The 24,170-nt window shown below is 65.8% G+C and carries 21 protein-coding genes and 1 other RNA gene; 17 read left to right on the forward strand and 5 right to left on the reverse strand.

Annotation, left to right across the window (positions count from 1 at the left end):
* Positions 1-342 precede the first annotated feature (342 nt).
* From QA645_RS11590 to QA645_RS11600, 3 genes are all read left to right on the forward strand, one after another.
* Positions 343-2,142, forward strand: a complete 1,800-nt coding sequence (locus tag QA645_RS11590) for an ABC transporter ATP-binding protein (protein WP_283050296.1) — start codon at positions 343-345, stop codon at positions 2,140-2,142.
* Positions 2,143-2,217: 75 nt separating this feature from the next.
* Positions 2,218-3,624 (forward strand): MATE family efflux transporter, encoded by a 1,407-nt coding sequence (locus QA645_RS11595; protein WP_283050298.1) that lies wholly within the window; start codon positions 2,218-2,220, stop codon positions 3,622-3,624.
* An 83-nt stretch (positions 3,625-3,707) separates the two neighbouring features.
* Positions 3,708-4,994 carry an O-antigen ligase family protein gene (locus QA645_RS11600; RefSeq protein WP_283050300.1) on the forward strand — a complete coding sequence of 429 codons (1,287 nt, stop codon included), beginning with the start codon at positions 3,708-3,710 and terminating at the stop codon, positions 4,992-4,994.
* Here the strand turns inward: QA645_RS11600 and QA645_RS11605 are convergent.
* Positions 4,981-5,724: a sulfite exporter TauE/SafE family protein gene (locus QA645_RS11605; protein ID WP_283050301.1), complete on the reverse strand. Its 744-nt coding sequence runs from the start codon at positions 5,722-5,724 to the stop codon at positions 4,981-4,983. The two genes, QA645_RS11600 and QA645_RS11605, sit on opposite strands and share 14 nt — an antisense overlap.
* Before the next feature lie 118 nt (positions 5,725-5,842).
* Positions 5,843-7,213, reverse strand: a complete 1,371-nt coding sequence (locus QA645_RS11610; protein ID WP_283050302.1) for a PLP-dependent aminotransferase family protein — start codon at positions 7,211-7,213, stop codon at positions 5,843-5,845.
* A gap of 79 nt (positions 7,214-7,292) precedes the next feature.
* Here QA645_RS11610 and QA645_RS11615 point away from each other — a divergent pair, with 79 nt between their 5' ends.
* On the forward strand, positions 7,293-7,724 hold the full coding sequence (locus QA645_RS11615; RefSeq protein ID WP_283050304.1) for a DUF983 domain-containing protein: 432 nt from the start codon (positions 7,293-7,295) through the stop codon (positions 7,722-7,724).
* Positions 7,725-7,797: 73 nt separating this feature from the next.
* Positions 7,798-8,511 (forward strand): alpha/beta hydrolase, encoded by a 714-nt coding sequence (locus tag QA645_RS11620; RefSeq protein ID WP_283050305.1) that lies wholly within the window; start codon positions 7,798-7,800, stop codon positions 8,509-8,511.
* A gap of 119 nt (positions 8,512-8,630) precedes the next feature.
* Here QA645_RS11620 and rnpB read toward each other — a convergent pair.
* An RNA gene (gene rnpB / locus QA645_RS11625) (RNase P RNA component class A) lies at positions 8,631-9,047 on the reverse strand.
* A 149-nt stretch (positions 9,048-9,196) separates the two neighbouring features.
* Between rnpB and QA645_RS11630 the strand changes: the two genes are divergently transcribed.
* From QA645_RS11630 to QA645_RS11640, 3 genes are all read left to right on the forward strand, one after another.
* Positions 9,197-9,547 carry a YciI family protein gene (locus QA645_RS11630; protein ID WP_283050306.1) on the forward strand — a complete coding sequence of 117 codons (351 nt, stop codon included), beginning with the start codon at positions 9,197-9,199 and terminating at the stop codon, positions 9,545-9,547.
* An 87-nt stretch (positions 9,548-9,634) separates the two neighbouring features.
* Complete coding sequence (locus tag QA645_RS11635) at positions 9,635-9,985, forward strand: YciI family protein (RefSeq protein ID WP_283050307.1); 351 nt, start codon at positions 9,635-9,637, stop codon at positions 9,983-9,985.
* Complete coding sequence (locus QA645_RS11640; RefSeq protein WP_283053162.1) at positions 9,985-11,217, forward strand: RNA polymerase sigma factor; 1,233 nt, start codon at positions 9,985-9,987, stop codon at positions 11,215-11,217. The genes QA645_RS11635 and QA645_RS11640 overlap by 1 nt, the downstream gene beginning before the upstream one ends.
* Here the strand turns inward: QA645_RS11640 and QA645_RS11645 are convergent.
* Positions 11,214-12,236, reverse strand: a complete 1,023-nt coding sequence (locus tag QA645_RS11645; protein ID WP_283050308.1) for a D-cysteine desulfhydrase family protein — start codon at positions 12,234-12,236, stop codon at positions 11,214-11,216. The two genes, QA645_RS11640 and QA645_RS11645, sit on opposite strands and share 4 nt — an antisense overlap.
* Before the next feature lie 116 nt (positions 12,237-12,352).
* Entirely contained in the window at positions 12,353-13,135 is a 783-nt protein-coding gene (locus tag QA645_RS11650; RefSeq protein WP_283050309.1) for an N-acetylmuramoyl-L-alanine amidase, read from the reverse strand.
* Positions 13,136-13,647: 512 nt separating this feature from the next.
* Between QA645_RS11650 and rsmH the strand changes: the two genes are divergently transcribed.
* The 9 genes from rsmH to ftsW all read left to right on the forward strand — a co-directional run bounded on the left by rsmH (position 13,648) and on the right by ftsW (position 24,162).
* Positions 13,648-14,637, forward strand: a complete 990-nt coding sequence (gene rsmH / locus QA645_RS11655) for a 16S rRNA (cytosine(1402)-N(4))-methyltransferase RsmH (RefSeq protein WP_283050310.1) — start codon at positions 13,648-13,650, stop codon at positions 14,635-14,637.
* Positions 14,638-14,640: 3 nt separating this feature from the next.
* Positions 14,641-15,033 carry a hypothetical protein gene (locus tag QA645_RS11660; protein ID WP_254133395.1) on the forward strand — a complete coding sequence of 131 codons (393 nt, stop codon included), beginning with the start codon at positions 14,641-14,643 and terminating at the stop codon, positions 15,031-15,033.
* Positions 15,030-16,778: a penicillin-binding protein 2 gene (locus QA645_RS11665; RefSeq protein WP_254133394.1), complete on the forward strand. Its 1,749-nt coding sequence runs from the start codon at positions 15,030-15,032 to the stop codon at positions 16,776-16,778. The genes QA645_RS11660 and QA645_RS11665 overlap by 4 nt, the downstream gene beginning before the upstream one ends.
* Positions 16,779-16,858: 80 nt before the next feature.
* Positions 16,859-18,316: a UDP-N-acetylmuramoyl-L-alanyl-D-glutamate--2,6-diaminopimelate ligase gene (locus tag QA645_RS11670; RefSeq protein ID WP_283050312.1), complete on the forward strand. Its 1,458-nt coding sequence runs from the start codon at positions 16,859-16,861 to the stop codon at positions 18,314-18,316.
* Positions 18,313-19,692: a UDP-N-acetylmuramoyl-tripeptide--D-alanyl-D-alanine ligase gene (gene murF, locus QA645_RS11675; RefSeq protein WP_283050314.1), complete on the forward strand. Its 1,380-nt coding sequence runs from the start codon at positions 18,313-18,315 to the stop codon at positions 19,690-19,692. Before QA645_RS11670 ends, murF begins: the two co-directional genes overlap by 4 nt.
* 176 nt (positions 19,693-19,868) lie before the next feature.
* Positions 19,869-20,972 (forward strand): phospho-N-acetylmuramoyl-pentapeptide-transferase, encoded by a 1,104-nt coding sequence (mraY, locus tag QA645_RS11680; RefSeq protein WP_254133391.1) that lies wholly within the window; start codon positions 19,869-19,871, stop codon positions 20,970-20,972.
* A gap of 10 nt (positions 20,973-20,982) precedes the next feature.
* Positions 20,983-22,380 (forward strand): UDP-N-acetylmuramoyl-L-alanine--D-glutamate ligase, encoded by a 1,398-nt coding sequence (murD, locus tag QA645_RS11685; protein ID WP_283050316.1) that lies wholly within the window; start codon positions 20,983-20,985, stop codon positions 22,378-22,380.
* A 90-nt stretch (positions 22,381-22,470) separates the two neighbouring features.
* Complete coding sequence (locus QA645_RS11690; protein WP_283050318.1) at positions 22,471-22,782, forward strand: hypothetical protein; 312 nt, start codon at positions 22,471-22,473, stop codon at positions 22,780-22,782.
* A gap of 228 nt (positions 22,783-23,010) precedes the next feature.
* Positions 23,011-24,162, forward strand: a complete 1,152-nt coding sequence (gene ftsW / locus QA645_RS11695; RefSeq protein ID WP_283050320.1) for a putative lipid II flippase FtsW — start codon at positions 23,011-23,013, stop codon at positions 24,160-24,162.
* Positions 24,163-24,170 lie beyond the last annotated feature (8 nt).

A 24,170-nucleotide genomic window follows, 5' to 3' on the forward strand; every position in this document is an offset into this window, starting at 1 on the left:
CAAAATGCAACACTCGTGCGTGATCTCGCGCGGGGCCCGTTGCAAAACGCGAATCACACATCTATAAAGCGCACCTCATTCAATCGAACCGGGGAGAGATTTGCATGATTTCGTCGCATTCGCAGATCGCGTTTCCGCGCTCGATGATGGTCTGGCTCGGTACCGTTTCGGCCTGCTAGAGGCCGCTTCCGCCAGCTTCGATTGGGCCAGGGTTTTGCCCAAACGCCCCGATCGCTCCGCTTCCCAAGTCAAATTCAGTTTTAAGTGACGCCGTCTCGGCCCTCGCGGCCGGCCCGCGTCCATCGATGGAGCCGGCCCGCGGCAAAGCGGCCGGATGACGCCATGACCTCTCTGTCAAAAAAGCCCGCGGCGATCCGCGTGGTGTTGCCCTTCGTGTTCCGGCACTGGCTGAACCAGCCGGGGCGCACGCTCGCCATTGCCGTCGGTCTGCTGGGGGCGACCGTTGCCGACCTGTTCATGCCGGTGTTTTCAGGACATCTGGTCGACGCGCTGACGCGCGGCCCGTCCGATCCTGACGCCCGCCACGCCGCGCTGGTGGCGCTGGGCGGCATCGTGGTGCTGGGCGCGGCCTCGATGGTGCTGCGCCTGACCGGCCTGCAGGTGATCGTGCCGTTCACGCTGAAGATCATGTCGGACGTGGCGCAGGACGCATTTCTGCGCGTGCAGCGCTTCTCGACCGACTGGCACGCCAACTCCTTCGCGGGCTCGACCGTGCGCAAGATCACGCGCGGCATGTGGGCGCTCGATCTGCTGAACGACACCATCCTGCTGGCGTTGCTGCCGTCGCTGGCCGTCCTGATCGGATCGATGGTCCTGCTCGGCGTGCATTGGGCCTCGCTCGGCGCCGTGATCGCGCTCGGCGCGGCGGCCTATGTCACGATGACGGTGCTGTTCTCGACGCGCTACATCGCGCCGGCTGCGCGCGTGTCCAACGCCTGGGACACCAAGGTCGGCGGCACGCTGGCGGATGCGCTGACATGCAATGCCGTGGTGAAATCGTTCGGCGCGGAAGTGCGCGAGGATGCGCGGCTGGCCCGCGTCATCAAGCGCTGGCGCGTGCGGGTGCGGCGGACCTGGTTCCGCTACAACTACACCGCCATGGCGCAGCTCTCGCTGCTGCTGTGCCTGCGTGCGTCGGTGATCGGCGGCTCCGTGCTGCTGTGGATGTACGGGCATGCCTCGCCCGGCGACGTCACTTATGTGTTGACGAGCTACTACGTCATTCACGCCTATCTGCGTGACGTCGGCATGCACATCAACAACCTCCAGCGCTCGGTCAACGACATGGAGGAGTTGGTGGCGATCCATGACGAGCCGATCGGCATCGCCGATGCCGCCGACGCACGGCCGATCGCGATCGAAGGCGGCGAGATCGTGTTCGACGACGTCACGTTCCTTTATGGCGGCCATCGCGCGCCGCTGTACGACGGGCTGTCGGTCAGGATCCGTGCCGGCGAGCGCGTCGGCCTGGTCGGTCGCTCCGGCTCCGGCAAGACGACGTTCGTCAAGCTGGTGCAGCGGCTCTACGACGTGACCGGCGGTCGTGTGCTGATCGACGGGCAGGACATCGCGCTGGCCACGCAGCAATCGCTGCGCAGCCAGATCGCGATCGTGCAGCAGGACCCGATCCTGTTTCATCGTTCGCTCGCCGAGAACATCGCCTATGGCCGGCCCGGTGCCAGCCTCGAGGCGATCGAGCAGGCGGCGCGGCTGGCGAATGCGCACGACTTCATCCTGCGCCTGCCGAAGGGCTACGGCACGCTGGTCGGCGAGCGCGGCGTGAAACTGTCGGGCGGCGAACGGCAGCGCGTGGCGCTGGCGCGCGCCTTCCTGGCCGATGCGCCGGTGCTGATCCTGGACGAGGCGACCTCGAGCCTCGATTCGGAATCGGAGGCGCTGATCCAGCAGGCGATGGAGCGGCTGATGAAAGGCCGCACCTCGATCGTGATCGCACACCGGCTGTCGACGGTGCGCAGCCTCGATCGCATCCTGGTGTTCGACCGCGGCGAGATCGCCGAGCAGGGCACGCATGCCACGCTCGCGGGCAAGCCTGGCGGAATCTATCGCAGCCTGTTCGAGCGCCAGGTGGTGGAGCTCGGGCATATCGCAGCAGCTGAGTGAGGCGCGGCGGCGGGGCGCAAGCCCTGCCGTCACGTCGCCAAAGACTGGAATGAAATCCGTCAAGGGTGGAATGAAATGAAGGACCTGACGCGCGGCTCCATCGTAAGCCACATCCTGAGCATGGCGCCACCGATCGTGGTCGGCATGATGACGATCATGATCTGCCAGCTTGTCGACCTGTATTTCGTGTCCGGGCTCGGCGATGCCGCGGTTGCGGGCGTCGCTGCGGCCGGCAACGCCGGCTTCCTCGTCAACGGACTGATGCAGATGCTCGGTGTCGGCACGGTGGCGCTGGTCTCGCATGCCGTGGGCCGCAAAGATCGCGACGACGCCAATCTCGTGTTCAACCAGGCGATCGTGCTGTCGGCGCTGTTCGGGCTGTTGACGCTGCTCGGCGGCTTTGCGCTCGCGCGCCCTTACATGCGCGCGATTGCTGTCGATGAGGCCACCATCAATGCCGGCACCACCTATTTCCTCTGGTTCATGCCGGCGCTGGCGCTGCAATTCATCACGCAGGTGATGGGGGCGGGGCTACGGGCCACCGGCATCGTGCGGCCGAGCATGCTGGTGCAGGTGCTTGCGGTCATCATCAATATCGCGCTGGCGCCGGTCCTGATCACGGGCTGGGGCACCGGATACGCGCTCGGCGTCGCCGGCGCGGGCCTGGCAAGCACGATCGCCGTCTTCATCGGCGTGCTGATGCTGCTGTACTATTTTCGCAGGCTGGAGCGCTATGTCGCCTTCCATCCTGCGCAATGGCGTCCGCAACTGCGGCAGTGGAAGAGGATCCTCAATGTCGGTCTGCCCGCGGGCGGCGAGTTCGTGATGATCTTCATCTTCATGGCGGCGATCTACTACGTGCTGCGCGATCTCGGTCCGGCGGCCCAGGCGGGCTTTGGCATCGGGACGCGTGTCGTGGGCTTGATCCAGATGCCGGCCCTTGCCGTCTCGCTCGCGGCAGGACCGATCGTCGGCCAGAATTTCGGCGCGGGCAATTATGAGCGGGTGCGGGAGACCTTCGTCAGGGCGGCGCTGATCGCGACGTTCGTGATGATCGCGCTGACGATCTTCGTGCAGCTCAAGCCCGGATTGCTGCTCGCCGGATTCTCGAATGACCCGGAGACGATGAGCGTCGCGTTGCTGTTTCTGAAGATGATCTCGCTGAACATGGTGGCGCAGGGGTTGATCTTCACCTGCTCCAGCATGTTCCAGGGCCTCGGCAACACCAAGCCGGTGTTGTGGAGCTCGGCGACGCGCGTCATCACCTATTCCTTGCCGGCGATCTGGCTCTCGACGCGGCCCGGTTTTCGGATCGAGTACGTCTGGTACCTGTCGAACGCCGCGACGACGCTCCAGGCCGTGCAGAGCCTGTGGCTGCTGCGCCGCGAGTTCAGGAAGCGCCTGGTGCCGCGGCAGCAGGCGGATGCGCCAAGGCAGGCGACGTCCGAGCCGGTTGCGCCTCCGGTGAGCGAGCCCGCGTAGCGAGGGCCCCACGCTTGTCGCCCACCCACGGCTCCGGCTAGTTTGCCGGGCCGTGGGATGGCGCGAACCTGCAAGGGATGGAAATGACCGGAGTGTCGAACGAGCTGGGGCGAGCGTCCGTGCTTTCCGAGATCTGGGCCGCGCGCTACCGCACGCCGGCCCGTTTCGTCGCGCTGGTCGCGCTGTTGCTGCCGTGGACGACGACCGGCGTGACCTTTGCGCTGATCCCCTGGCTGATCGCCTTCGCTTTCCTCGATTTGCGTGAGTTTCCGCGTTCGCTGCTGCGTCCGGTCTGCCTGCTGCCGATCGGGCTGGTGCTTCTCGCGCTGGCCGGAACGCTCTGGTCGGATGCACCCTGGCCGGACAGGCTGCACGCAGTCGGACCGGTATTGAAGCTTCTCGCGATCCCGCTTTTGATCTACCAGTTCGAGCGTTGGCCCGACGGCAATTGGATGTTTTCCGCATTCCTGGCATCTTGCGCGTTGCTGATGGTTTATTCCTTCGCCGTCGCGATCGATCCCGCCCTGTCGCTGAAACTCTATCTGTCGCGCGGACCCTACAAGGTCGAGAGCGGGATTGCGGTGCGCAACTATATCGACCAGAGCCAGGAGTTCGGGCTCTGCGCGATCGCGCTGGTCTATCCGATCGTGACGCTGTTTCGTGACGGCCGCGCCCGCAGCGCGATATTGCTTGCGATGTTGTTGCTCGGCTTTCTCCTCAACATGATGTTCGTCGTGGTCTCCCGGACGGCGCTGGTGACGCTGCCGATCCTGGCTGTCGTGTTTGCACTGCTGCATCTGCGTTGGCGTACGGCTCTGCTCGCCGCGAGCGCGATGGCGCTGGTTGCGGTCGCTCTCTGGTTTGTCTCGCCGCATCTGCGTGCGACGGTCGCGAAATTCCAGGGCGACTATGAGACGAGTACGCAGGACAACAAGGTCAGCGGCATGGGCTCGCGCCTGGAATTTTGGCGGAAATCGCTGGGGTTCATCGCGGATGCGCCGCTGATCGGTCATGGCACCGGCTCGATTCGCGAGCTGTTTGCGGGCGTGGCCGCGGATGAGGACGTCGATCCGCTGCGCGGTCAGATCGTCAGCAATCCGCACAATCAGACCCTGAGCGTTGCCGTGCAGTGGGGCGTGGCGGGCGTTCTGGTTCTCTATGCGCTGTGGTTTGCGCATCTGCTGATGTTCCGCGGCGAGGGGCTGGCCTGCTGGATCGGCCTTTTGGTCGTCGTGCAGAACATGCTGTCCTCGCTGCTCAACACCCATCTGTTCGACTTCGCGCCGGGCTGGATCTATGTGCTCGGCGTCGGTGTCGCCGGCGGCATGGCGCTGGCGAAGCAGTCGACGATGGACGTCAGAGCGAGCTGATGCTGTTCCAGACCAGGGTGGCGCCCGACAGGAACAAGAGGCCAAGCACGACATCGCCAAAGTGCTTGTCGCTGAGCGCGTGATAGACGCGCGCGCCGGCCCATGCGCCGATCAGCGTGCCCGGGAATGCCACGATCGTGAGCCAGACCACCTTGAAGGCGACCAGGCCCGAGGCCGTCTGCACCACCAGCGCGGTCGCGAGCACCGTGAAATTGAACAGCTGGAAGATGCCGCGCCGCTCGTGCTTGTTCCAGCCGCGGATGTTGGCCCACAGGATCGGCAACGGCCCGGACAGGCCGGCGAGCCCGCCCAGAATGCCGCCGGCAAATCCGATCGCGCCGTCGGCGATGCGGCCGCCGAAGGTGACGGCGAGCGGCCTCTTGTTGAGATAGAGGGCCGTCGAGAAGATCAGGATCAAAACGCCGACGCTCAGCTTGAACACTTTCGGATCGGCGGAGGCGATCAAGGTGGTGCCGATCGGAACGCCGATCAATCCGCCGATCAGGAACGGCCACACCAGCGAGAGATCAAAACTCTTCCACATCGAGGGCAGCGTCGAGGTCTGCGCGATCACCGAACAGATCAGCACCAGGGGCACCGCGAGCGAAGGCGGCAGCACATAGAGCCAGATGCCGAGCGCCATCAGCGCGGTGCCGAACCCCGCCAGCCCCGAGACGAAGCCGCCAGCCAGCGCGCCGAACAGGAGCAGCGCGTAAGTGAGCGTTTCCACCGATGAATCCCTGCCATGACCGGCGACCCGGAAGCCGTGATCGCCTGATGGCGCTTAGCACAGATGCGGCGCGAGAGGTCAATTTCAAAACCGCAGGCCGGCGCAATTGCCCGGTTCGCTAGACGATCTGCCTGACGTCGGCTGGCTTGTGCAGCGCGCCGACGAGGATGCGCAGCGCCTCGGTCAATTCCGATCTGTTGCGCGCCGCGCCGAGTGAAACGCGCGCCGCATGCGGCGAGGTTCCGTCGACGGTGAAGGCGTCGCCGGCAACGATCGCGAGCCCATTTCGCAAGAGATGCGCGGCGACGTCCGGCCGTCCCTCCGGCAGGTGCAGCCACAAATGATGTGCGGCGGGCTTCGCCTGGAACTGAAAACCTTTCAACGCGCGCTGTGCCAATTGCTGGCGGCCGACCGCTTCGTTGCGGATCGCGGTGATGATGCGGTCGGCGACACCGGTCTCGAGCCAGTGCGTCACCAGCGCGACCATCAGCGGCGCCGGCATCTGCACGGTCGCCTGGAGATGGCCGCGCATCTGAAGCTGCGCACCGCCGTCGGGCGTCAGCAGATAAGCCACGCGCAGCGCCGGCGCGATGCATTTCGACAGCGTGGTCGCCAGATATGTCCGCTCCGGGATGAGATTGGCGATCGGCGATGCCGAGCGATCGAGCAGCCCGTAGGCATCGTCCTCGATCAGCATCGTATCGGCGTCGCGGACGATCTTGGCGATCGCGCCGCGCCGCTCGGCGGAGAGCGTCGCCGTGGTCGGGTTGTGCAGCGTCGGAATCAGATAGACGGCCTTCGGCCTGTGCGTGCGGCAGGCCTTCGCCAGCGCATCGGGCAGCACGCCGCCGTCATCCATGGCGACGCCGACGAGCCTGACGCCGAGCTGTGCTGCGGCGGCCTTGATGCCGGGGAAGGTGATGGCTTCCGTCAGCACGACATCGCCCGGTCGTGCGAGATGGGCGAGCAGGTTGAACAGGATCGTCTGTGCGCCCGGAAAGATCACGAGCTTGTCGGCATGCGCATGCGGAACGCGCGTGCGCATCCAGCGCGCGGCGACCTCGCGCTCATGGGCGCTGCCGCCGGGCGGCTGGTAATTCAGGAATGCGGTGAGGCCCGATTGCGCGCGAATGGCCTCGAGCCCCGCGATGATGCGCTCGTCGAGCTGCGCTTCGAGCGGATGCGGCGGCACGTTCATCGAGAGGTCGATCGCGACGGGGTGCGGCAGGTCGACCGCGCGGCGCGCGCTGGTCTCCGACACGAACGAGCCCTGGCCGACGCGGGCCTCCATGATGCCGCGGCGCCGCGCCTCGGTGTAGGCGCGCGTCACCGTGGTCAGGTCGATGCCGAGCGCTTTTGCGAGTGCGCGCTGCGTCGGTAGTTGCTGGCCCCGCACCAGCCGGCCGGCGGCGATGTCGGCCTCCATGGCCTCGACGATGCGCTGGTAGCGCGGCCCGCTCAGCTCCGAGATTGTAGGAGTCCAATCCATGCAATTTAGGCCCATATCCTTTGAATGTATGGATGCAAGATATTATTGTATGGATCAGCAAAACGGAAGAGGTGTCGTCATGGCGACCGGTTCGATCTCTCTGGCAAAGGCGATGTGGCGCGGGTTTCGCGGCAAGTGCCCGAACTGCGGCGAGGGGCACATGTTCGGCCGCTTCCTCAAGGTGGCCGACGCTTGCGATCATTGCGGCGAGGAGCTGTTCCACCAGCGCGCCGATGATTTTCCGGCCTATCTGGTGATGGTCGTGGTCGGCCATCTCGTGGTGCCGGCGATCCTCGCGGTCGAGACCGCCTACGCGCCGCCGGTCTGGCTGCAATTGGCGGTGTGGTTGCCGGTGACGCTGTTTGCCTCGCTGGCGCTGCTGCAGCCGACCAAGGGCGCCATCGTCGGCCTGCAATGGCAGATCGGCATGCACGGCTTCGAGGCGAGCAAGCTGCGGCGCGAAGCCGGCCAGCTTGCGCCCGTGCTGGTGAAAGCGCCGCGCGCGGCTTGATGCCCCGCGGCGTTTACATCGCGTCGCTGCCCGCTACACTCTATCGTATCAAACAAGAACGATGGAAACGCCGATGGCCGCACGCGCAAGAACCTTCCTGCTCTGTCATGGCGCGTGGTCCGGCGGATGGGCCTGGAAGAAGATGCATCCGCTGATGGCGCAGGCCGGCCACCGCCTGGTCGCGCCGACCTACACCGGGCTCGGCGAGCGATCGCATCTCGCAAGTAGCGAGATCGATCTCGAGACGCATATCCAGGACATCCTCAACGTCATCAGGTTTGAGGACCTCAGCGACATCGTGCTGCTCGGTCACAGCTATGGCGGCATGGTCGCCACCGGCGTTGCCGATCGCGCGCGTGAGCGCGTGACGCAATTGATCTATCTCGATGCCTTCGTGCCGCGCGATGGCCAGTCATTGTTTGATCTCAATGAGTCCGGGCGAGAGCCGATGCGCAAGGCGGCGGCCGCGGCCGACGGCTACCGCATTCCGCCCAACCCGCCGCCGCCGGATACGCCGCAGGCCGATCTCGACTGGCTCAACGCGCGCCGTATCAACATGCCGCTCAAATGCTTCGAGACGAAGCTGAAGCTCGGGCACGGCGAACCCGCGATGCCGCGCAGCTACATCTACTGCAAGCGCATTCCGCCGGGCGATGTGTTCGGGCAGTTCGCCAAGCGAACCAAGAGCGAGGAGGGCTGGCGCTATTTCGAGCTCGACGCCAGCCATGCGCCGAACGTGACGGCGCCGGAAGCGCTGATGAAGACGCTGCAGGAAATCGTGGCGTAAGGCAGCGGCGAAATTGGTGAGGGGTCCGATGCGTCGGCATCGGACCCCTCGTTGCTTCCTAGTTAAGACGCGCTTTCTTGACGCGAACCGGAACTCCACTTCGCTCGAAAGCGCTTTAGAATATCAGCCGGCCTGTAAGCCGGGTTCTGTAGGGCACCGCCCACTTGCGCGAACGATACGTGACGGCCATTCCTCTGGGACCATGTTTGCACATGACCTCGAGCAACCTACCCGGACGGCGGGCCTGACATCGCCCCGCGGCGTTATCGCTTTCGCGAACAGCCCGCTACGCCGTCCCTATTCGGTTTTGCTCCCGGTGGGGTTTACCATGCCGGCTCCGTTGCCGGACCCGCGGTGCGCTCTTACCGCACCTTTTCACCCTTACTTCCTCCGAGGAGGGAGCGGTTCGTTCTCTGTGGCACTTTCCCTGGGGTCGCCCCCGCCGGACGTTATCCGGCACCGCATGTCAAGGGAGCCCGGACTTTCCTCCCCGGCGGCCTTTCGGCACTTGCCGGAGCGGCCGTCCGGCCGACTGACGGCCTAGGCAATGGGCATTTGTGACGGTTTCGTCAAGCGGAGATCGTCGCGCACGCGGCGGTGTAAATAATTTATCCTGAACATGTCGTTGGGCGCGGACCCCGTTCGACTGGGTGCCGGCGATCCCGCCAGCAACAGGAGTTGAGCGATGCAGTATCTGCTGCTGATCTACCGGAACGAGGCGCAACAGGGCCAGATGGCGCCCGCCGATTACCAGAAGCTGCTGGCGGAGTATTCCGCCTACACCCAGTCAATCGTCCAGAGCGGCCATTTCAAGGCGGGCGACGGATTGCAGCCGACCAAGACGGCGACCACCGTGCGCGTTCGCGACGGCAAGACGCTGGCGACCGATGGTCCCTTCGCGGAGACCCGCGAGCAGCTCGGCGGCTATTATCTCGTCGAGGCCAGGGATCTCGACGCCGCGATCGCGCTCGCGGCACGGATTCCCGGCGCCCGGGAAGGGTCGATCGAAGTTCGGCCGGTCATGATCTACAAATGAGCTCGAAAATAATCTCGCGATGATGTCGTTTGGTGCCGGCCCCGTTCGACTGGTGTCGGTCATCCCCCAAACAACAGGAGTTGAGCGATGCAATATCTGCTGCTGATCTACCGGAACGAAAACTACATGACCGATATGAGCGCCACCGACCGTCAGAAGCTGGCGGGAGAATACGGTGCCTACACGCAGTCGATCATCCAGAGCGGCCATTTCAAGGCCGGCGACGGACTGCAGCCGACGACGACGGCGACCACGGTGCGCGTGCGCGACGGCAAGACCATGACCACCGACGGTCCGTTCGCGGAAACGCGCGAGCAGCTCGGCGGCTACTATCTGGTCGAAGCCAAGGACCTCGACGACGCCGTTGCGCTCGCCGCGCGCATCCCCGAGGCCAAGCGCGGATCGATCGAGGTCAGGCCGGTCATGATCTACAAGTGATCGCACCAGCCGACATCGACAGGATCTTCCGCGACGAGGCGGGGCGGGCGCTCGCCACCCTGATCCGCCTCGTCGGTGATTTCGACCTGGCCGAGGATGCGCTCCAGGACGCATTCGCGGTCGCGCTGGAGCGCTGGGCGGCAGGCGAGGTCCCCGGCAATCCACGCGCCTGGCTGGTCAATGTCGGCCGCAACAAGGCGATCGACCGCGTGCGTCGCCAGGCCGCCTTCCGCGGCAAGCAGCGGGCGCTCCTGCACGAGCTCGAGCTCAACGCAGACACGCCGGCCGAACCCACGGCGATGCTCGACGACGATATGCTGCGGCTGATCTTCACCTGCTGTCATCCGGCGTTCGCGCCGGAAGTGCAGGTCGCGCTGACGCTGCGCACGGTCTGCGGCCTCTCCACCGCGCAGGTCGCGCGCGCCTTCCTCGTCGGTGAGGACGCGATGGCGCAGCGCCTCGTGCGCGCCAAGCAGAAGATCAGGCTCGCCGGCATTCCCTATGAAGTGCCCGAGCGCGATGCGCTGGCAGCGCGGCTCGACGGCGTGCTCGCCGTCATCTATCTCGTCTTCACCGAGGGCTATGTCGCAACCTCCGGCGCCGACCTGATGCGGCCCGACCTTGCGGTCGAGGCGATCAGGCTCGGCCGTTTGCTCGACCGGCTGATGCCCGACCGCGCGGGGATCAAAGGGCTGCTGGCGCTGATGCTGCTCCACGACGCGCGCCGCGCCGGTCGCGAGACCGCGGCCGGCGACATCGTTCTGCTGGAAGAGCAGGACCGCTCGCTCTGGGATCGCGCGCAGATCGAGGAGGGGCTGCATCTCGTCGATGACGCGCTGCGCGTGCCGGGCCGGCTGCAGCCTTATGCGGTGCAGGCCGCGATCGCCGCGCTGCATGCCCGCGCCCCGAGTTTTGAGGCGACCGATTGGCCGCAGATCGCTGGGCTCTACGAAGTGCTGCTGCGCATCAGCCCGTCTCCGGTGATCGAGCTCAACCATGCCGCCGCGATCTCGATGGTCGACGGCCCGGCGCGCGCGCTCGATCTCGTCGACGCGATCACCGCGCGCGGCGGGCTGGACGGATATGAGATGTTGCCGGCTGTGCGTGCCGATCTGTTGCGGCGGCTCGACCGCAAGGACGACGCGCGCGAGGCCTATCGCGTGGCGACGGAGGCGACGCAGCTCGCGCCGTTGCGGCGGCTCTATGCGCGGCGCGTGCGGGAGCTCGACTAGATGCCGAGCGCGCTCTGATAGGCGAACAGCGCGGGCGCGCCGCCGGTGTGCAGGAAGATGACATCTTCGTCGTTGCGCCAACGCCCCTGGCGGATCATCGCAATCAGGCCGGCGAGCCCCTTGCCCGAATAGACGGGGTCGAGCACGAGTGCCTCCGTTTGCCCTGCAAGCCGGATTGCTTCGATCGTCGCCTCGTGCGGCACGCCATAGGCCGGTCCGGCGTGACCGGCGACCACTTCGACCGTGGACTCGTCGAAGCCGACCTCCAGTAAATCCGCGGCTTGCCGCGCGAGGGCCACCACATCGGAGCGCACCCGCGCGGGCTCGGCGTCGATATCGATCCCGACGATCCTCGTGTCCGGCATCGCCGCCGCCGCGCCGACGACGAGACCGGCCTGCGTGCCGGCGCTTCCGGTGCAATGCACGATCGCGGCCGGCTTGAAGCCCGACCGCGCCGCCTGCTGCTCGATTTCAGAGATCGTGGTGGCATAGGCGACAGCGCCGAGCGCATTCGAGACGCCGTAGGGCACGAAATAGGGCCTGCGCCCCTTCGCCTGGAGATCGTCGACGAGCGTGCGGATGGCCGCGTTGCGATCGCCGGTCCAGGGCACGTCGTGCAGCTGCGCGCCGAACAGCCGATTGAGAAAGGCGTTGCCCGAGGTCTCGTATTCCGGCGTCGGCGGCGCGAGCCGGCCGTGATAGACGGCGAGATGACAGGCGAGCCCAAGCTTTGCAGCAACAGCCGCGACCTGCCGCTGGCTGTTCGATTGCACGACGCCGCCCGAGACGATCGTATCGGCACCCTTTGAGACGGCATCGTGCAGGACGTAGTCGAGCTTGCGCAACTTGTTGCCGCCGAAGCCGAGCCCGGTGGCGTCGTCGCGTTTGATCCACAGTCGCGGCCCGCCGAGATGGGCCGTCAGCCGCTTCATCGGTTCGAGCGGCGTGGGAAGATCGGCCAGCCCCAGGCGAGGAAAGGCTGCGAGTCGCTCAGTCAGTGGCTTGCGATCGATCTGCATCGTATCGTTCGTCCTGCTTGCGTCTGATCGCCGGACAATAGCCCGACGCACGCAATCGCAGCGACGATTGCGTGATCACATTCGAGCGAACAGCGCGGGATTATTTTATCGAGGCGTCACTTCGACGCGACTTCAGTCCCATCGGCAGGCAGGCTCGCCAGCAGCGCCTGCAAGGTCGACAGCGTCGAGTGATCGGCAACACCATCCAGTCGCGCCGGGCGGAAGTGGCGCTGGAATGCCGTGATGACCTCCATCGTCGCTGCGTCGTATTTGCCGGTCAGCGGCACGCCATAGCCATAGCGCGCCAGCGCCTGCTGCAGGCTCAGCACCTCGTCGCTGATGGTGCCGAGCATCAGCGTTTCGCCGCGCACGACCGGCGCCGGCGTCACCCAGTGACCGACGCCGGAATTGGCCAGCGAATGCCAGGGAAATTTTTCGCCGGGATCCTTCTTGCGCGCGGGCGCGACGTCGGAATGGCCGAGCACGCGTTGCGGCGTCACCTTGCGACGAAGCATGATGCCGCGGCACAGCGCGATCACGGCGGCGATCTGGCGCAGCGGATATTCCGGATAGCCCCAATCGTGGCCGCGATTGATGATCTCGATCCCGATCGAGCAGGAATTGATGTCGTCCTCGCCGGCCCAGGACGAGACGCCGGCGTGCCAGGCACGCCGCGCTTCGGGGACGCACTGCACGATGCGGCCGTCTTCGAGCACGACATAATGCGCCGACACCTCGGTGCCCGCCGTGCACAGTCGCGCCAGCGCGCCCTCGACGTCGGGCATGCCGGTGTAGTGCAGCAGGATCATGTCGGGCTGCCGTCCCTTGTTGCGTTCGCCATGATTGGGCGAGGGGATGATGTCGGAGACGATCGACGAATCCGGATCGAACGTCCGCATGTTCGCCGCGGCCTTGGGAACCGGGAGAACGCGCTGACGCTTCGAATCAGTTCCAGATGGCGTGGACGGACCGGACGACATAACCAACTCAGGTCGGACAGGATAATGGGCCAAGCCCTTCTCTTTACTATTTCTTTACTGTCCGGTCCGCGCAATCACGCGATGCGGTTAACGGGTGCATTTTGGCGCATGTGTGTGGATGACGCATCACCGATGGGTCGCCTTTTCGACTTGTAATGAGCCGATCAACGCTTTCTTAACGCTAAGGGCCGTTACTGAGGGGTGAAGAGCCGACCCGCGTCCGGAGGCGGCCAGAAGCGATTTTGGCTCGAAATCCCATGGCTGCCCGACATATTCCACTGGGATCACCGGGCTTGCCGCCCGGGACGACCGGGCCCGGCACGCATGTTGGACTGGGGCTTTGTCGTGGAACCGCCGCGACGCGGAATTATTCGAGGCGTGATGGGCTGCTTCGCCCCATATTTTACCTGCGCGCACGGCAGGTGCGACGCATGAGTGACGCGCCGCACATTCCCGTGCTTGGCCGCGAGGCGGTCGAGCATCTCGCGCCGCGCGAGGGCGGCATCTATATCGATGCCACCTTCGGCGCCGGCGGCTATAGCCGCGCCATTCTCGATGTGCCGGGAACCCGCGTCATCGCGATCGATCGCGACCGCACCGCGATCGCCGGCGGTGCCGAGCTGGTCGCGCATGCCGCGGGCCGGCTGACGCTGGTCGAAGACCGATTCTCGAATCTTGCCGAGGTCTGCGCGGCGCAAGACGTCGACGCGGTCGACGGCGTCGTGATGGATGTCGGGGTGTCCTCGATGCAACTCGACCAGGCCGGTCGCGGCTTCTCGTTCCGCCTCGACGGTCCGCTCGACATGCGCATGGGGCAGGTCGGCCCGACGGCTGCTGACGTCGTCGCGCGCGCCTCGGAAAGCGATCTCGCCGACATCATCTATCTCTTCGGCGAGGAGCGGCATTCGCGCCGCGTTGCTCGCGCCATCGTGGCTGACCGACAGGAGACGCCGTTCACCACCACGCGCGCGCTCGCCGATCTCGTCGGCCGGGTGGTGCGCTCGAAGCCCGGCGACATTCATCCGGCAACGCGGACGTTCCAGGCACTGCGCATCTTCGTCAATGAAGAGCTCGAGGAGCTTCAGACCGCGCTCGCGGCGGCCGAGCGCGTGCTCAAGCCCGGCGGCCGTCTGGTGGTGGTCTCGTTCCACTCGCTGGAAGATCGCATCGTCAAGAATTTCCTGAGCCTGCGCGCCAAGACCGGCGGCGGCTCGCGGCATCTGCCGGAAGTGGCGCAAGGCGCGCCGAGCTTCCAGCTCTTGACGCGCCGCCCGGTGATCGCCGGCGAGGCGGAGGTTGCGCACAATCCGCGCGCCCGTTCCGCAAAGTTGCGCGCCGCCGAGCGCACCTCGGCGCCGGCGCACGACGATTCAGAGCCGTCGTCCTGGCCGAAGCTTTCCGACGTGATGAGGGGGGGCTAGCACATGCGCTTCATCCACCTGCTCGTCATCGGCGCCCTGATCTTCGCGGCCGCCTATGTCTACCGGATCAAGATGGACTCCACCGCCCGCACCGAGAAGGTGCTGCGGCTGCACGCGGAGATCCGCGAGCAGCGCGACGCGATCGCGCAGCTGCGCTCCGAATGGGCCAAGCTCGATGCGCCCTTGCGCCTGCAGGGCCTCGTCGAGCGCCATCTGCCGCTGAAGCCGGTCAACGGTACACAATATGACTCGCTGAAGAATCTGCCGGAGCGTCCGCCGCGGATGTTCCGGCCGGGCGAGCCCGATCCGATCGGCGCCATGCTCAACACCATCGAAGCCGCGAGCGACCCTGACACCGTGACGGGCTCCGTGCCTCAGCCCGAGGACAAGCAATGAGCGCTGCGACTCCGGCCAAACCCAAGCCGACTGAACCCTGGCGGCAGCGTCTGATCCGCAGCCTGCTCTACGGGCGCAATGTCGACCGCGCCGCGAAGGCCCGCGCGCGCGTGGGGCTCGCAATGGTCGCCTTTTCCCTGGTCTATGCCCTGATCGGAAGCCGGCTCGTGATGTTCGCGATCGGCGCCGACGCTCATAGCGCGCGGCGGGCTGCCTCGCAGGAAGTGGTCGCGACTGCGCGGCCCGACATCGTCGATCGTAACGGCGCGATCCTTGCGACCGACGTCAAGGCGGCCAGCATGTTCGGCGAGCCGCGCCGCATCATCGACAAGGACGAGGCGATCGAGCTGTTGACCGCCACCGTGCCCGACCTCGATGAAGCCGAGGTGCGGGAGCGCCTGAAGACGCGAAAGGGCTTCGTCTGGCTGAAGCGAGAGATCACGGCGAAGCAGCAGCAGGACATCCACAAGCTCGGCCTTCCCGGCATCGGCTTCCTGCGCGAAAACAAGCGTGTCTATCCGACCGGCAACGAGGTCGCCCACCTCATCGGTCTGGTCAACATCGACAATCAGGGCATCGCCGGCATGGAGAAGTGGCTCGATAACCAAGGGCTCGCCGATCTCCACCGTGCAGGCTTTGCCACCGACCGCCTGCAGAAGCCGATCGAGCTGTCGGTCGATCTGCGCGTCGAGCACGCGCTGCGCGACGAGCTGTTGAAGGCCAAGGAGAAGTTCCACACCAAGGCGGCCTCCGGGCTTGTCACCAACGTCAACACCGGCGAAATCATCGCGATGGTCTCGGTGCCGGATTTCGATCCGAACAATCCGAAGGAAGCCCACGACCCGGACCGCATCAATCGCTTGACCACCGGCGTCTACGAGATGGGCTCGACCTTCAAGGCGTTCACGCTCGCGATGGCGCTCGACACCGGCAAGTACGGTCTCGACTCGCTGTGGGACGCGCGCGGGCCGCTGCACTACGGCAAGTTCGCGATCCATGACGACGAGCCGAAGGGCCGCTTCCTGACCATGAAAGAGGTCTTCACCTTCTCCTCCAACGTCGGCGCGGCGCGCATCGCGCTGTCGCAGGGCGTGGAGGCGCACAAGGCGTTCCTGCGCAAGATGGGGCAGATGGAGCGGCTGCGCACCGAACTGCCGGAGAGCGCCTCGCCGATCCTGCCGCGGCGCTGGAGCGATTTGAACACCATCACCATCTCGTTCGGCCACGGCATGGCTGTCGCGCCGTTGCAGGCCGTGATGGGCGTCAGCGCCCTCGCCAACGGCGGCCTTTTGATTCCGCCGACCTTCCTCAAGCGCACCGAAGAGGAGGCGCGGGCGGTCGCAAAGCGCGTGATCAAGCCCGAGACCTCGGACAAGATGCGCTTCCTGATGCGGCTGAACGCAGAGATCGGCACCGCCAAGCGAGCGAATGTTCCCGGCTACTACATCGGCGGCAAGACCGGCACCGCGGAAAAGGTGGTCAACGGCCGCTATGCCAAGAAGAAGGTGCTGACCGCGTTCACTGCGATCCTCCCGGCGGACAAGCCGAAATACCAGCTACTGATCATGCTCGACGAGCCGCAGCCCCTGAAGGAAACCTACGGCTTCATCACGTCGGGCTGGAACGCCGTTCCGACCGCCGGCAACGTCATTAGCCGGATCGGGCCACTGCTCGGCATCGAGCCCCGCTACGACCTGCCGCCTGCGGACCGCCTTATTCTTGCAGCATCCAGGACAACCCAGTAATCAATCGGGTAGGCCGTAGCCGCTGCTGAGTCGGGGATTTTCCTCAAGATTCGGCTTTTCGGCACGGTGACCGGAAGACCATGAAGCTGCGTGACCTCTTAGGCAATGATGCCGCAATCGAGCCCGCTACCGCCGCGCTCGATGTGGGCGGCGTTGCGCTCGACAGCCGCGTGGTCAAGCCGGGCGATCTCTTCTTTGCGCTCGCCGGCAGCAAGACCGACGGCGCGCGGTTCGTCGATGCTGCGATTGCGGCCGGCGCGGTCGCCGTGGTCGGCGATCATGCGCCCGATGGCTGCAAGGTGCCGTTCGTCTCCGTCGCCAATCCGCGCCGCGCATTGGCGCTGGCTGCAGCAAGATTTTTCCCGGCCCAGCCCGCGACGATTGCGGCGGTGACCGGAACCAGCGGCAAGACCTCGGTGGCCGCATTCACGCGCCAGATCTGGGAGCGGCTGGGGCATGCCTCGGCCAGCATCGGCACCATCGGTCTCGTCTCGCCGAAACGCACCGTTTACGGTTCGCTGACGACGCCGGATCCGATCGCGCTGCACCGGCAGCTCGATGAGATCGCGCGCGAGGGCGTGACGCATCTCGCCTTCGAGGCGTCCTCGCACGGGCTCGACCAGTATCGGCTCGACGGCGTGCGCGTCTGCGCCGGCGGCTTCACCAATCTCTCGCGCGACCACATGGATTATCATCCGACCGTCGCGCATTATCTCGCAGCAAAACTCCGGCTGTTCCGCGAGCTCGTGCCGCCCGGCGGCGCTGCGGTGATCTCGGCCGATCATGATTGCTCGGCGGAAGCGATCGACGCGGCGACGAGGCGCGGCTTGCGCGTCATGGCGGTCGGCCGTCACGGCGACGGGGCCGGCGAGGGCATTCGCCTCACCGATGTCGAGGTCGAGGGCTTCTCGCAAAAGCTTGCACTTGAACATCGCGGCAAGCGCCATGTGGTCCGGCTGCCGCTGGCCGGCGAATTCCAGATCGAGAATGCGCTGGTCTCGGCCGGCCTTGCCATCGGCACCGGCAGCGATGCGGCCGGTGTGTTTGCAAGCCTCGAACATCTCGAAGGCGCCAAGGGCCGGCTCGAGCGCGTCGGCGAGCGCAACGGCGCGCCAATCTTCGTCGACTATGCGCACAAGCCCGATGCACTGGCGAAAGCGTTGCAGGCGCTGCGGCCCTACGCCAGGCGCAGGCTGATCGTCGTGTTCGGCGCCGGCGGCGATCGCGATGCCGGCAAGCGGCCGATCATGGGCCAGATCGCGGCGGAGAATGCCGATCGCGTCATCATCACCGACGACAATCCGCGCAGCGAGAAGCCGGAAGCCATTCGCGCCGCGATCCTCGCCACCGCAAAGGGCGCGCGCGAAATCGGCGACCGCGCAGCTGCGATCCGCGCGGCGATCGAGGACCTGGAAGATGGCGATGCGCTGCTCGTCGCCGGCAAGGGCCACGAGACCGGACAGATCGTGGGTGGCGAGGTCCTGCCGTTCAGTGATCACGAGGCGGTTGCCGCCGCATTAGCATCGAGGGTCGCATGAGCGCGCCACTATGGACGGTTGCCGAGGTGGCGCGTGCGCTTGGCGCGAGCGGATCGTTCCCGGATACGCCCATCGACTTCGTCACCCAGGACAGCCGCCTGGTGAAGCCGGGCAGCCTGTTCGTGGCGTTGAGCGGCACGCCGAGCGGCGGCTTCATCTCGGCCTTCGCCAGCGCGCGCGATGGCTGGGAGTTCGCCGACAAGGCGGAAGCGTCGGGCGCGGTCGCGATGATCGTGCCGCACGAGATCGCGGGCGTTCGCATTCCGCAGATCGTCGTGAAGGACACGCTGATCGACGGCCTCTGGGGCCTCGCGCGTGCCGCACGCGCGCGCTTCAACGGTCCGGTGATCGGGCTCACCGGCAGTGCCGGCAAGACCAGCACCAAGGAGTTCCTGGCGGCCTATCCCAATGCCTATGCGAGCCCGTCGAGCTTCAACAATTTCTGGGGCGTGCCGCTGACGCTGTGCAATGCCCGGCCCGATGCCAGCCTCTGGGTCGTCGAGATGGGGATGAACCAGCGAGGTGAGATCGCGCGGCTCAGCGAATTGACGCGGCCGACCGTCGCGCTCGTCGTCAATGTCCAGCCGGTGCATCTGGAAAAGCTCGGCTCGCTCGATGCGATCCGCCGCGAGAAGGTGTCGATCGCGCTCGGCCTGCCCTCGGACGGCGTGCTGGTGCTGCCGACCGGCATCAAGGCGCCGGACTGGAAGGGCAAGGTGGTGCGCTTCGGCGAGAAGGCCGAGGTGCACGAAGTCGCACACGCGCCGCACGGCGAGAGCTGGCAGGTCGTGGCCGCGATCGGCAAGAAGGAGATCGCCTTCAGCCTCACGCCGGGGGCGCCGCATCGCGTGCAGAATGCGCTCGCCGCGCTCGCCTCGGCTCACGCCGCCCATCTCGATGCCGCGACGCTCGCGATCAAGCTCGACCGCGTCGGCATCATGACCGGCCGCGGCGTCGAGCAGGCGGTCGGCGGCGTCACCGTGATCGACGACAGCTTCAACGGCAACCCGGCGAGCGTCGCTGCTGCGCTGCAAAGTCTGCAGGCGCGCAACATGACGGGCGGCCGCCGCATTGCGGTGCTCGGCGACATGCTGGAACTGGGCGACGACGCACCAAGCTACCACACCGCGCTGGCCACGCATCTCGACGGCATCGACGGTATCTATTGCGTCGGGCCCTTGATGCGGCACCTCTATGACGCGCTTCCCGCCGGCAAAGGGCTCGGCTGGCATGACGATCCCGCGACGCTGAAAGCCAGCGAGGTCGCGGGCCTGCTGAAGGCAGGCGATGTCGTGGTTGTCAAGGGCAGCAAGAAGATGTTCTGGGTCAACAAGTTTGTGCCGGGGCTAGTGGCCGCCTTGCAGGCAAAGGCGTAAACTGCTTGGAAGGCGCTGTTCCCGAATCCCACTCTTTGCGGTGCCAAGGCTGCACGTTTCTTGCCGTCCGGTTTCTTTGAGGTCGCCCGACCCATGATGAAAACCAGCGAATGCGCGTGAGTCGAAATCTGCGTCTGAAGAAGCCTGCGTGCGAAAGGCGCCATAGGACCGTCTGAATGTTTTACTGGCTGATCGAGCTCTCCAACACATTTCCAGGCTTCGGTGCGGTGCGCACCGTTCTGAACGTCTTTCGCTACATCACCTTCCGCACCGGCGGCGCCATCGTCACCGGCGCGCTGTTCGTGTTCCTGTTCGGACCCTGGATCATCGATCATCTGCGCATCCGCCAGGGCAAGGGACAGCCGATCCGGACCGACGGCCCGCAATCGCATCTGGCCAAGAAGGGCACGCCCACCATGGGCGGGCTGATGATTCTGTCCGGCCTCACGGTCGGCACCGTGCTGTGGTGCAATCCGCTCAATCCCTATGTCTGGATCGTGCTCGCGGTGACGCTCGGCTTCGGCTTCGTCGGCTTCTATGACGATTACCTCAAGGTGACCAAGCAGACCACGAGCGGGTTCGGCGGCAAGCTGCGCCTGCTGATCGAGGCGGTCATCGCGCTGGTCGCCTGCTATGCGCTGGTGCGGCTGAACCGCGATCCCGCCTCGACCGCGCTGACGATCCCCTTCCTGAAGGACACCGTGCTGCATTTCGGCTGGTTCTTCGTCGTGTTCGGTGCCTTCGTCATCGTCGGCGCGGGCAACGCGGTGAACCTCACCGACGGTCTCGATGGCCTCGCCATCGTTCCCGTGATGATTGCGACCGCGAGCTTTGCGATGATCGCCTATCTCGCCGGCAACGCGGTGTTTGCCGACTACCTCCAGATCAAATATGTCGCGGGCACCGGTGAGCTGGCGGTGCTCTGCGGCGCGCTGCTGGGCGCCGGCCTCGGTTTTCTCTGGTTCAACGCGCCGCCGGCCTCGATCTTCATGGGCGACACCGGCTCGCTCGCGCTCGGCGGCATGCTCGGTTCGATCGCGGTCGCGGTGAAGCACGAAATCGTGCTTGCGGTGATCGGCGGACTGTTCGTGCTGGAGGCGGTCTCCGTCATCGTGCAGGTGGTCTCGTTCAAGCTCACGGGCAAGCGCATCTTCCGGATGGCGCCGATCCACCACCATTTCGAGCAGCTCGGCTGGACCGAGCCGCAGATCGTGATCCGCTTCTGGATCATCTCGGTGATGCTGGCGCTCGCCGGCCTCTCCACGCTGAAGCTGCGCTGACGGTATCGCGATGATCCCGGTCACATCCTTTGCCGGCAAGACGGTCGCGGTGTTCGGCCTCGGCGGCTCGGGGCTCGCTTCCTGCCACGCGCTGAAGGCCGGCGGCGCCGAAGTGATCGCCGCCGACGACAATGCCGAGAATGTCGCCAAGGCGGCGCAGGCCGGCTTCATCACCGCCGATCTGCGCAACGTCGCCTGGGACAATTTCGCAGCGCTGGTGCTCGCGCCCGGCGTGCCGCTGACGCATCCGGTGCCGCACTGGAGCGTGCTGAAGGCGCGCGAAGCCGGTGTCGAGGTGATCGGCGACATCGAGCTGTTCTGCCGCGAGCGCCGGCGCCACGCACCGAACGCGCCGTTCATTGCGATCACCGGCACCAACGGCAAGTCGACCACGACGGCGCTGATCGCGCATCTCACGAAGGTGGCCGGCTACGACACCCAGATGGGCGGCAATATCGGCACCGCGATCCTGTCGCTGGAGCCGCCGCGCACCGGCCGCGTCCACGTCATCGAGATGTCTTCCTACCAGATCGACCTCACGCCCTCGCTCGATCCCTCCGTCGGCATTCTGCTCAATGTCAGCGAGGATCACATCGATCGTCACGGCACCATCGAACATTACGCCGCGGTGAAGGAGCGTCTCGTTGCGGGCGTGCAGGCAGGCGGCACCTCGATCGTCGGCGTCGACGACGGCTATTGCCGCGACATCGCCGACCGGCTCGACCGCGCCGGCAAGAATGTGGTGCGGATCTCCGTCAGGAATCCGCTGGCGAGCGGCATTCATGTCGAGCACGGCACCATCATGCGCACCGCGGGCGGCGCCCGCAGCGAGATCGCCAAGCTCGGTGGCATCGGCTCGCTGCGCGGGCTGCACAACGCGCAGAACGCGGCGTGCGCGGCCGCAGCCGCGCTCGCGATGGGCATCGGCCTCGACGTGCTGCAAAACGGCCTGCGCAGCTTTCCGGGCCTGGCGCATCGCATGGAGCAGGTCGGCCGTCGCGGCAACGTGCTGTTCGTCAACGACTCCAAGGGCACCAACGCGGACGCCACCGCGCATGCGCTGTCGTCCTTTTCGGAGATCTTCTGGATCGCCGGCGGCAAGCCGAAGGCCGGCGGCATCACCAGCCTGACCTCCTTCTTCCCGCGCATTCGCAAGGCCTATCTGATCGGCGAGGCCGCCCAGGAGTTTTCCGGCACGCTCGGCCCGGTCGCGCACGAGATCAGCCAGACGCTCGACGTCGCGGTCGCGCATGCCGCGCGCGATGCGGAAGCATCGGGTCTCACCGAAGCGGTCGTGCTGCTGTCGCCGGCCTGCGCCTCCTTCGACCAGTACCGCAACTTCGAAATCCGCGGCACGAAGTTCCGCGAGCTGGTGCAGGCGCTGCCGGGTGTGAAGCCGGTGGTCTGAGACATGTCGCGGCGACGCAGGCTCGGACTCGTCGTCGCTGCTCTTGCTATTCCCATCGGTTTCCTCTGCGTTGTCTTCTTTGACAGCGTCATGCACGAATTCGGCGCGTGTCGTGTCGTTCGCCAGAAGTTGTTCGCCTCTCCAACTGGCAGCAAGCTGGTCGTCGTGGTCTGGAAGTCGTGTAGCGCGAAGGTGCCTGACAGCACCCAGGCCAGCATCGTGGCGCGCGGTCGGACGTTCTCGCCGGAGGACACGCCGACCTTCGTCAGCGTGCGCGGGCATCTTGACGTCGTCGTCGCCTGGAGCAGCGAGCGGGCGGTCAGGATCGGCTTCATTCCCGAGCCAGGCGAGGTCTTCAAGCGCGACCAACGCGCGGGGGATGTCGCGATCAACTACGAATAGGGCTCTCGTGTCCCGGACGCGGTGCAGCGTGTAACGCTGCTCCGCAGAGCCGGGACCCACGCCACGCGATTGCTGGGAGACGTGGGCCCCGGCTCTGCAGCGCACCGTCGAAGAGACGCTGCGCTGCGTCCGGGGCACGAGACTCTTCAAAACTTGAACGATTCCTTAACCCCCCGGTAACCAACCTCGGCGACCAATGGACGGACCTCTGTCCGAAAGCGGCCGCCCATGCTCTCCCGTGAAGAACGCACCCCCTTTACCGAGTGGTGGTGGACCGTCGACAAGCCGCTGCTCGGCGCGATCCTGGTGCTGATGCTGACCGGCGTCATCCTGTCGCTGGCGGCGAGCCCGCCGGTGGCGACCCGCATCGGGCTCGATCCCTTCCACTTCTTCAGCCGTCACGTGATGTTCCTGGCGCCGTCCTTCATGGTGCTGGTCGGCGTCTCCTTCCTGTCGCCGCGCTCGATCCGGCGAAGCGCGCTGATCATCTTCACGATCAGCATCATCCTGATCGTGGTGACGCTCGCCATCGGCCCTGAGGTCAAGGGCTCTCGCCGCTGGATCACGCTGCTCGGCGTCAACATCCAGGCCTCCGAAATCGCAAAGCCGTCGTTCGTCGTCATCGCCGCCTGGCTGTTTGCGGAATCGACCAAGCGGCCGGAGATGCCCGCGACCTCGATGGCGCTGGTGCTGCTGATGATGCTGGTCTCCCTGCTTGTGATGGAGCCGGACTTCGGTCAGACCATGCTGATCCTGATGGTGTGGGGCTCGCTGTTCTTCATCGCGGGCATGCGCATGATCTGGGTATTTGGCCTCGCCGGCATCGGCGCGGCCGGGCTGTTCAGCGCCTATCTTTTTGTTCCCCACGTTGCCGGGCGCATCAAGCGCTTCATGAATCCAGCCTCGGGCGACACTTTTCAGGTCGATACCGCGATGGAGGCCTTCTACAACGGCGGCTGGTTCGGCCTCGGACCGGGCGAAGGCATCGCCAAGCGCAGTCTGCCGGACAGCCACACCGACTTCGTGTTCGCGGTTGCCGCCGAAGAGTTCGGCATCATCCTGTGCCTGGCGATGCTGACGCTGTTCGCCTTCGTCGTGATCCGCACGCTGTCGCGCGCCTACGCCAACGAAGACATGTTCTCGCGCTTTGCGGCCTCCGGGCTCGCGATTCTGTTCGGCGTACAGGCTGCGATCAACATGTCGGTCAACCTCCAGCTCATCCCCGCCAAGGGCATGACGCTACCCTTCATCTCCTACGGCGGCTCCTCGATCGTGTCGCTCGCTTATGGTGTCGGCATGATGCTGGCCCTGACGCGGCTGCGCCCGCGTACCGAGGTCGAAGCCAGCGGCCATGCCGACGCGATGCGCAGCTACGCGTGATCCTCACC

Source organism: Bradyrhizobium sp. CIAT3101, assembly GCF_029714945.1.
GTDB lineage: Bacteria > Pseudomonadota > Alphaproteobacteria > Rhizobiales > Xanthobacteraceae > Bradyrhizobium.

Bases quoted from the DNA above. Each gene is read 5' to 3' on its own strand.
- QA645_RS11615 (WP_283050304.1), top strand. From the start codon at position 7,293: ATGGCGACCGGTTCGATCTCTCTGGCAAAGGCGATGTGGCGCGGGTTT.
- QA645_RS11660 (WP_254133395.1), top strand. From the start codon at position 14,641: ATGCGCTTCATCCACCTGCTCGTCATCGGCGCCCTGATCTTCGCGGCC.
- QA645_RS11620 (WP_283050305.1), top strand. From the start codon at position 7,798: ATGGCCGCACGCGCAAGAACCTTCCTGCTCTGTCATGGCGCGTGGTCC.
- mraY (WP_254133391.1), top strand. From the start codon at position 19,869: ATGTTTTACTGGCTGATCGAGCTCTCCAACACATTTCCAGGCTTCGGT.
- QA645_RS11665 (WP_254133394.1), top strand. From the start codon at position 15,030: ATGAGCGCTGCGACTCCGGCCAAACCCAAGCCGACTGAACCCTGGCGG.
- ftsW (WP_283050320.1), top strand. From the start codon at position 23,011: ATGCTCTCCCGTGAAGAACGCACCCCCTTTACCGAGTGGTGGTGGACC.
- QA645_RS11670 (WP_283050312.1), top strand. From the start codon at position 16,859: ATGAAGCTGCGTGACCTCTTAGGCAATGATGCCGCAATCGAGCCCGCT.
- QA645_RS11645 (WP_283050308.1), bottom strand. From the start codon at position 12,236: ATGCAGATCGATCGCAAGCCACTGACTGAGCGACTCGCAGCCTTTCCT.
- murF (WP_283050314.1), top strand. From the start codon at position 18,313: ATGAGCGCGCCACTATGGACGGTTGCCGAGGTGGCGCGTGCGCTTGGC.
- QA645_RS11595 (WP_283050298.1), top strand. From the start codon at position 2,218: ATGAAGGACCTGACGCGCGGCTCCATCGTAAGCCACATCCTGAGCATG.
- QA645_RS11610 (WP_283050302.1), bottom strand. From the start codon at position 7,213: ATGGATTGGACTCCTACAATCTCGGAGCTGAGCGGGCCGCGCTACCAG.
- QA645_RS11590 (WP_283050296.1), top strand. From the start codon at position 343: ATGACCTCTCTGTCAAAAAAGCCCGCGGCGATCCGCGTGGTGTTGCCC.
- QA645_RS11600 (WP_283050300.1), top strand. From the start codon at position 3,708: ATGACCGGAGTGTCGAACGAGCTGGGGCGAGCGTCCGTGCTTTCCGAG.
- QA645_RS11690 (WP_283050318.1), top strand. From the start codon at position 22,471: ATGCACGAATTCGGCGCGTGTCGTGTCGTTCGCCAGAAGTTGTTCGCC.
- murD (WP_283050316.1), top strand. From the start codon at position 20,983: ATGATCCCGGTCACATCCTTTGCCGGCAAGACGGTCGCGGTGTTCGGC.
- QA645_RS11635 (WP_283050307.1), top strand. From the start codon at position 9,635: ATGCAATATCTGCTGCTGATCTACCGGAACGAAAACTACATGACCGAT.
- QA645_RS11650 (WP_283050309.1), bottom strand. From the start codon at position 13,135: ATGCGGACGTTCGATCCGGATTCGTCGATCGTCTCCGACATCATCCCC.
- QA645_RS11630 (WP_283050306.1), top strand. From the start codon at position 9,197: ATGCAGTATCTGCTGCTGATCTACCGGAACGAGGCGCAACAGGGCCAG.
- rsmH (WP_283050310.1), top strand. From the start codon at position 13,648: ATGAGTGACGCGCCGCACATTCCCGTGCTTGGCCGCGAGGCGGTCGAG.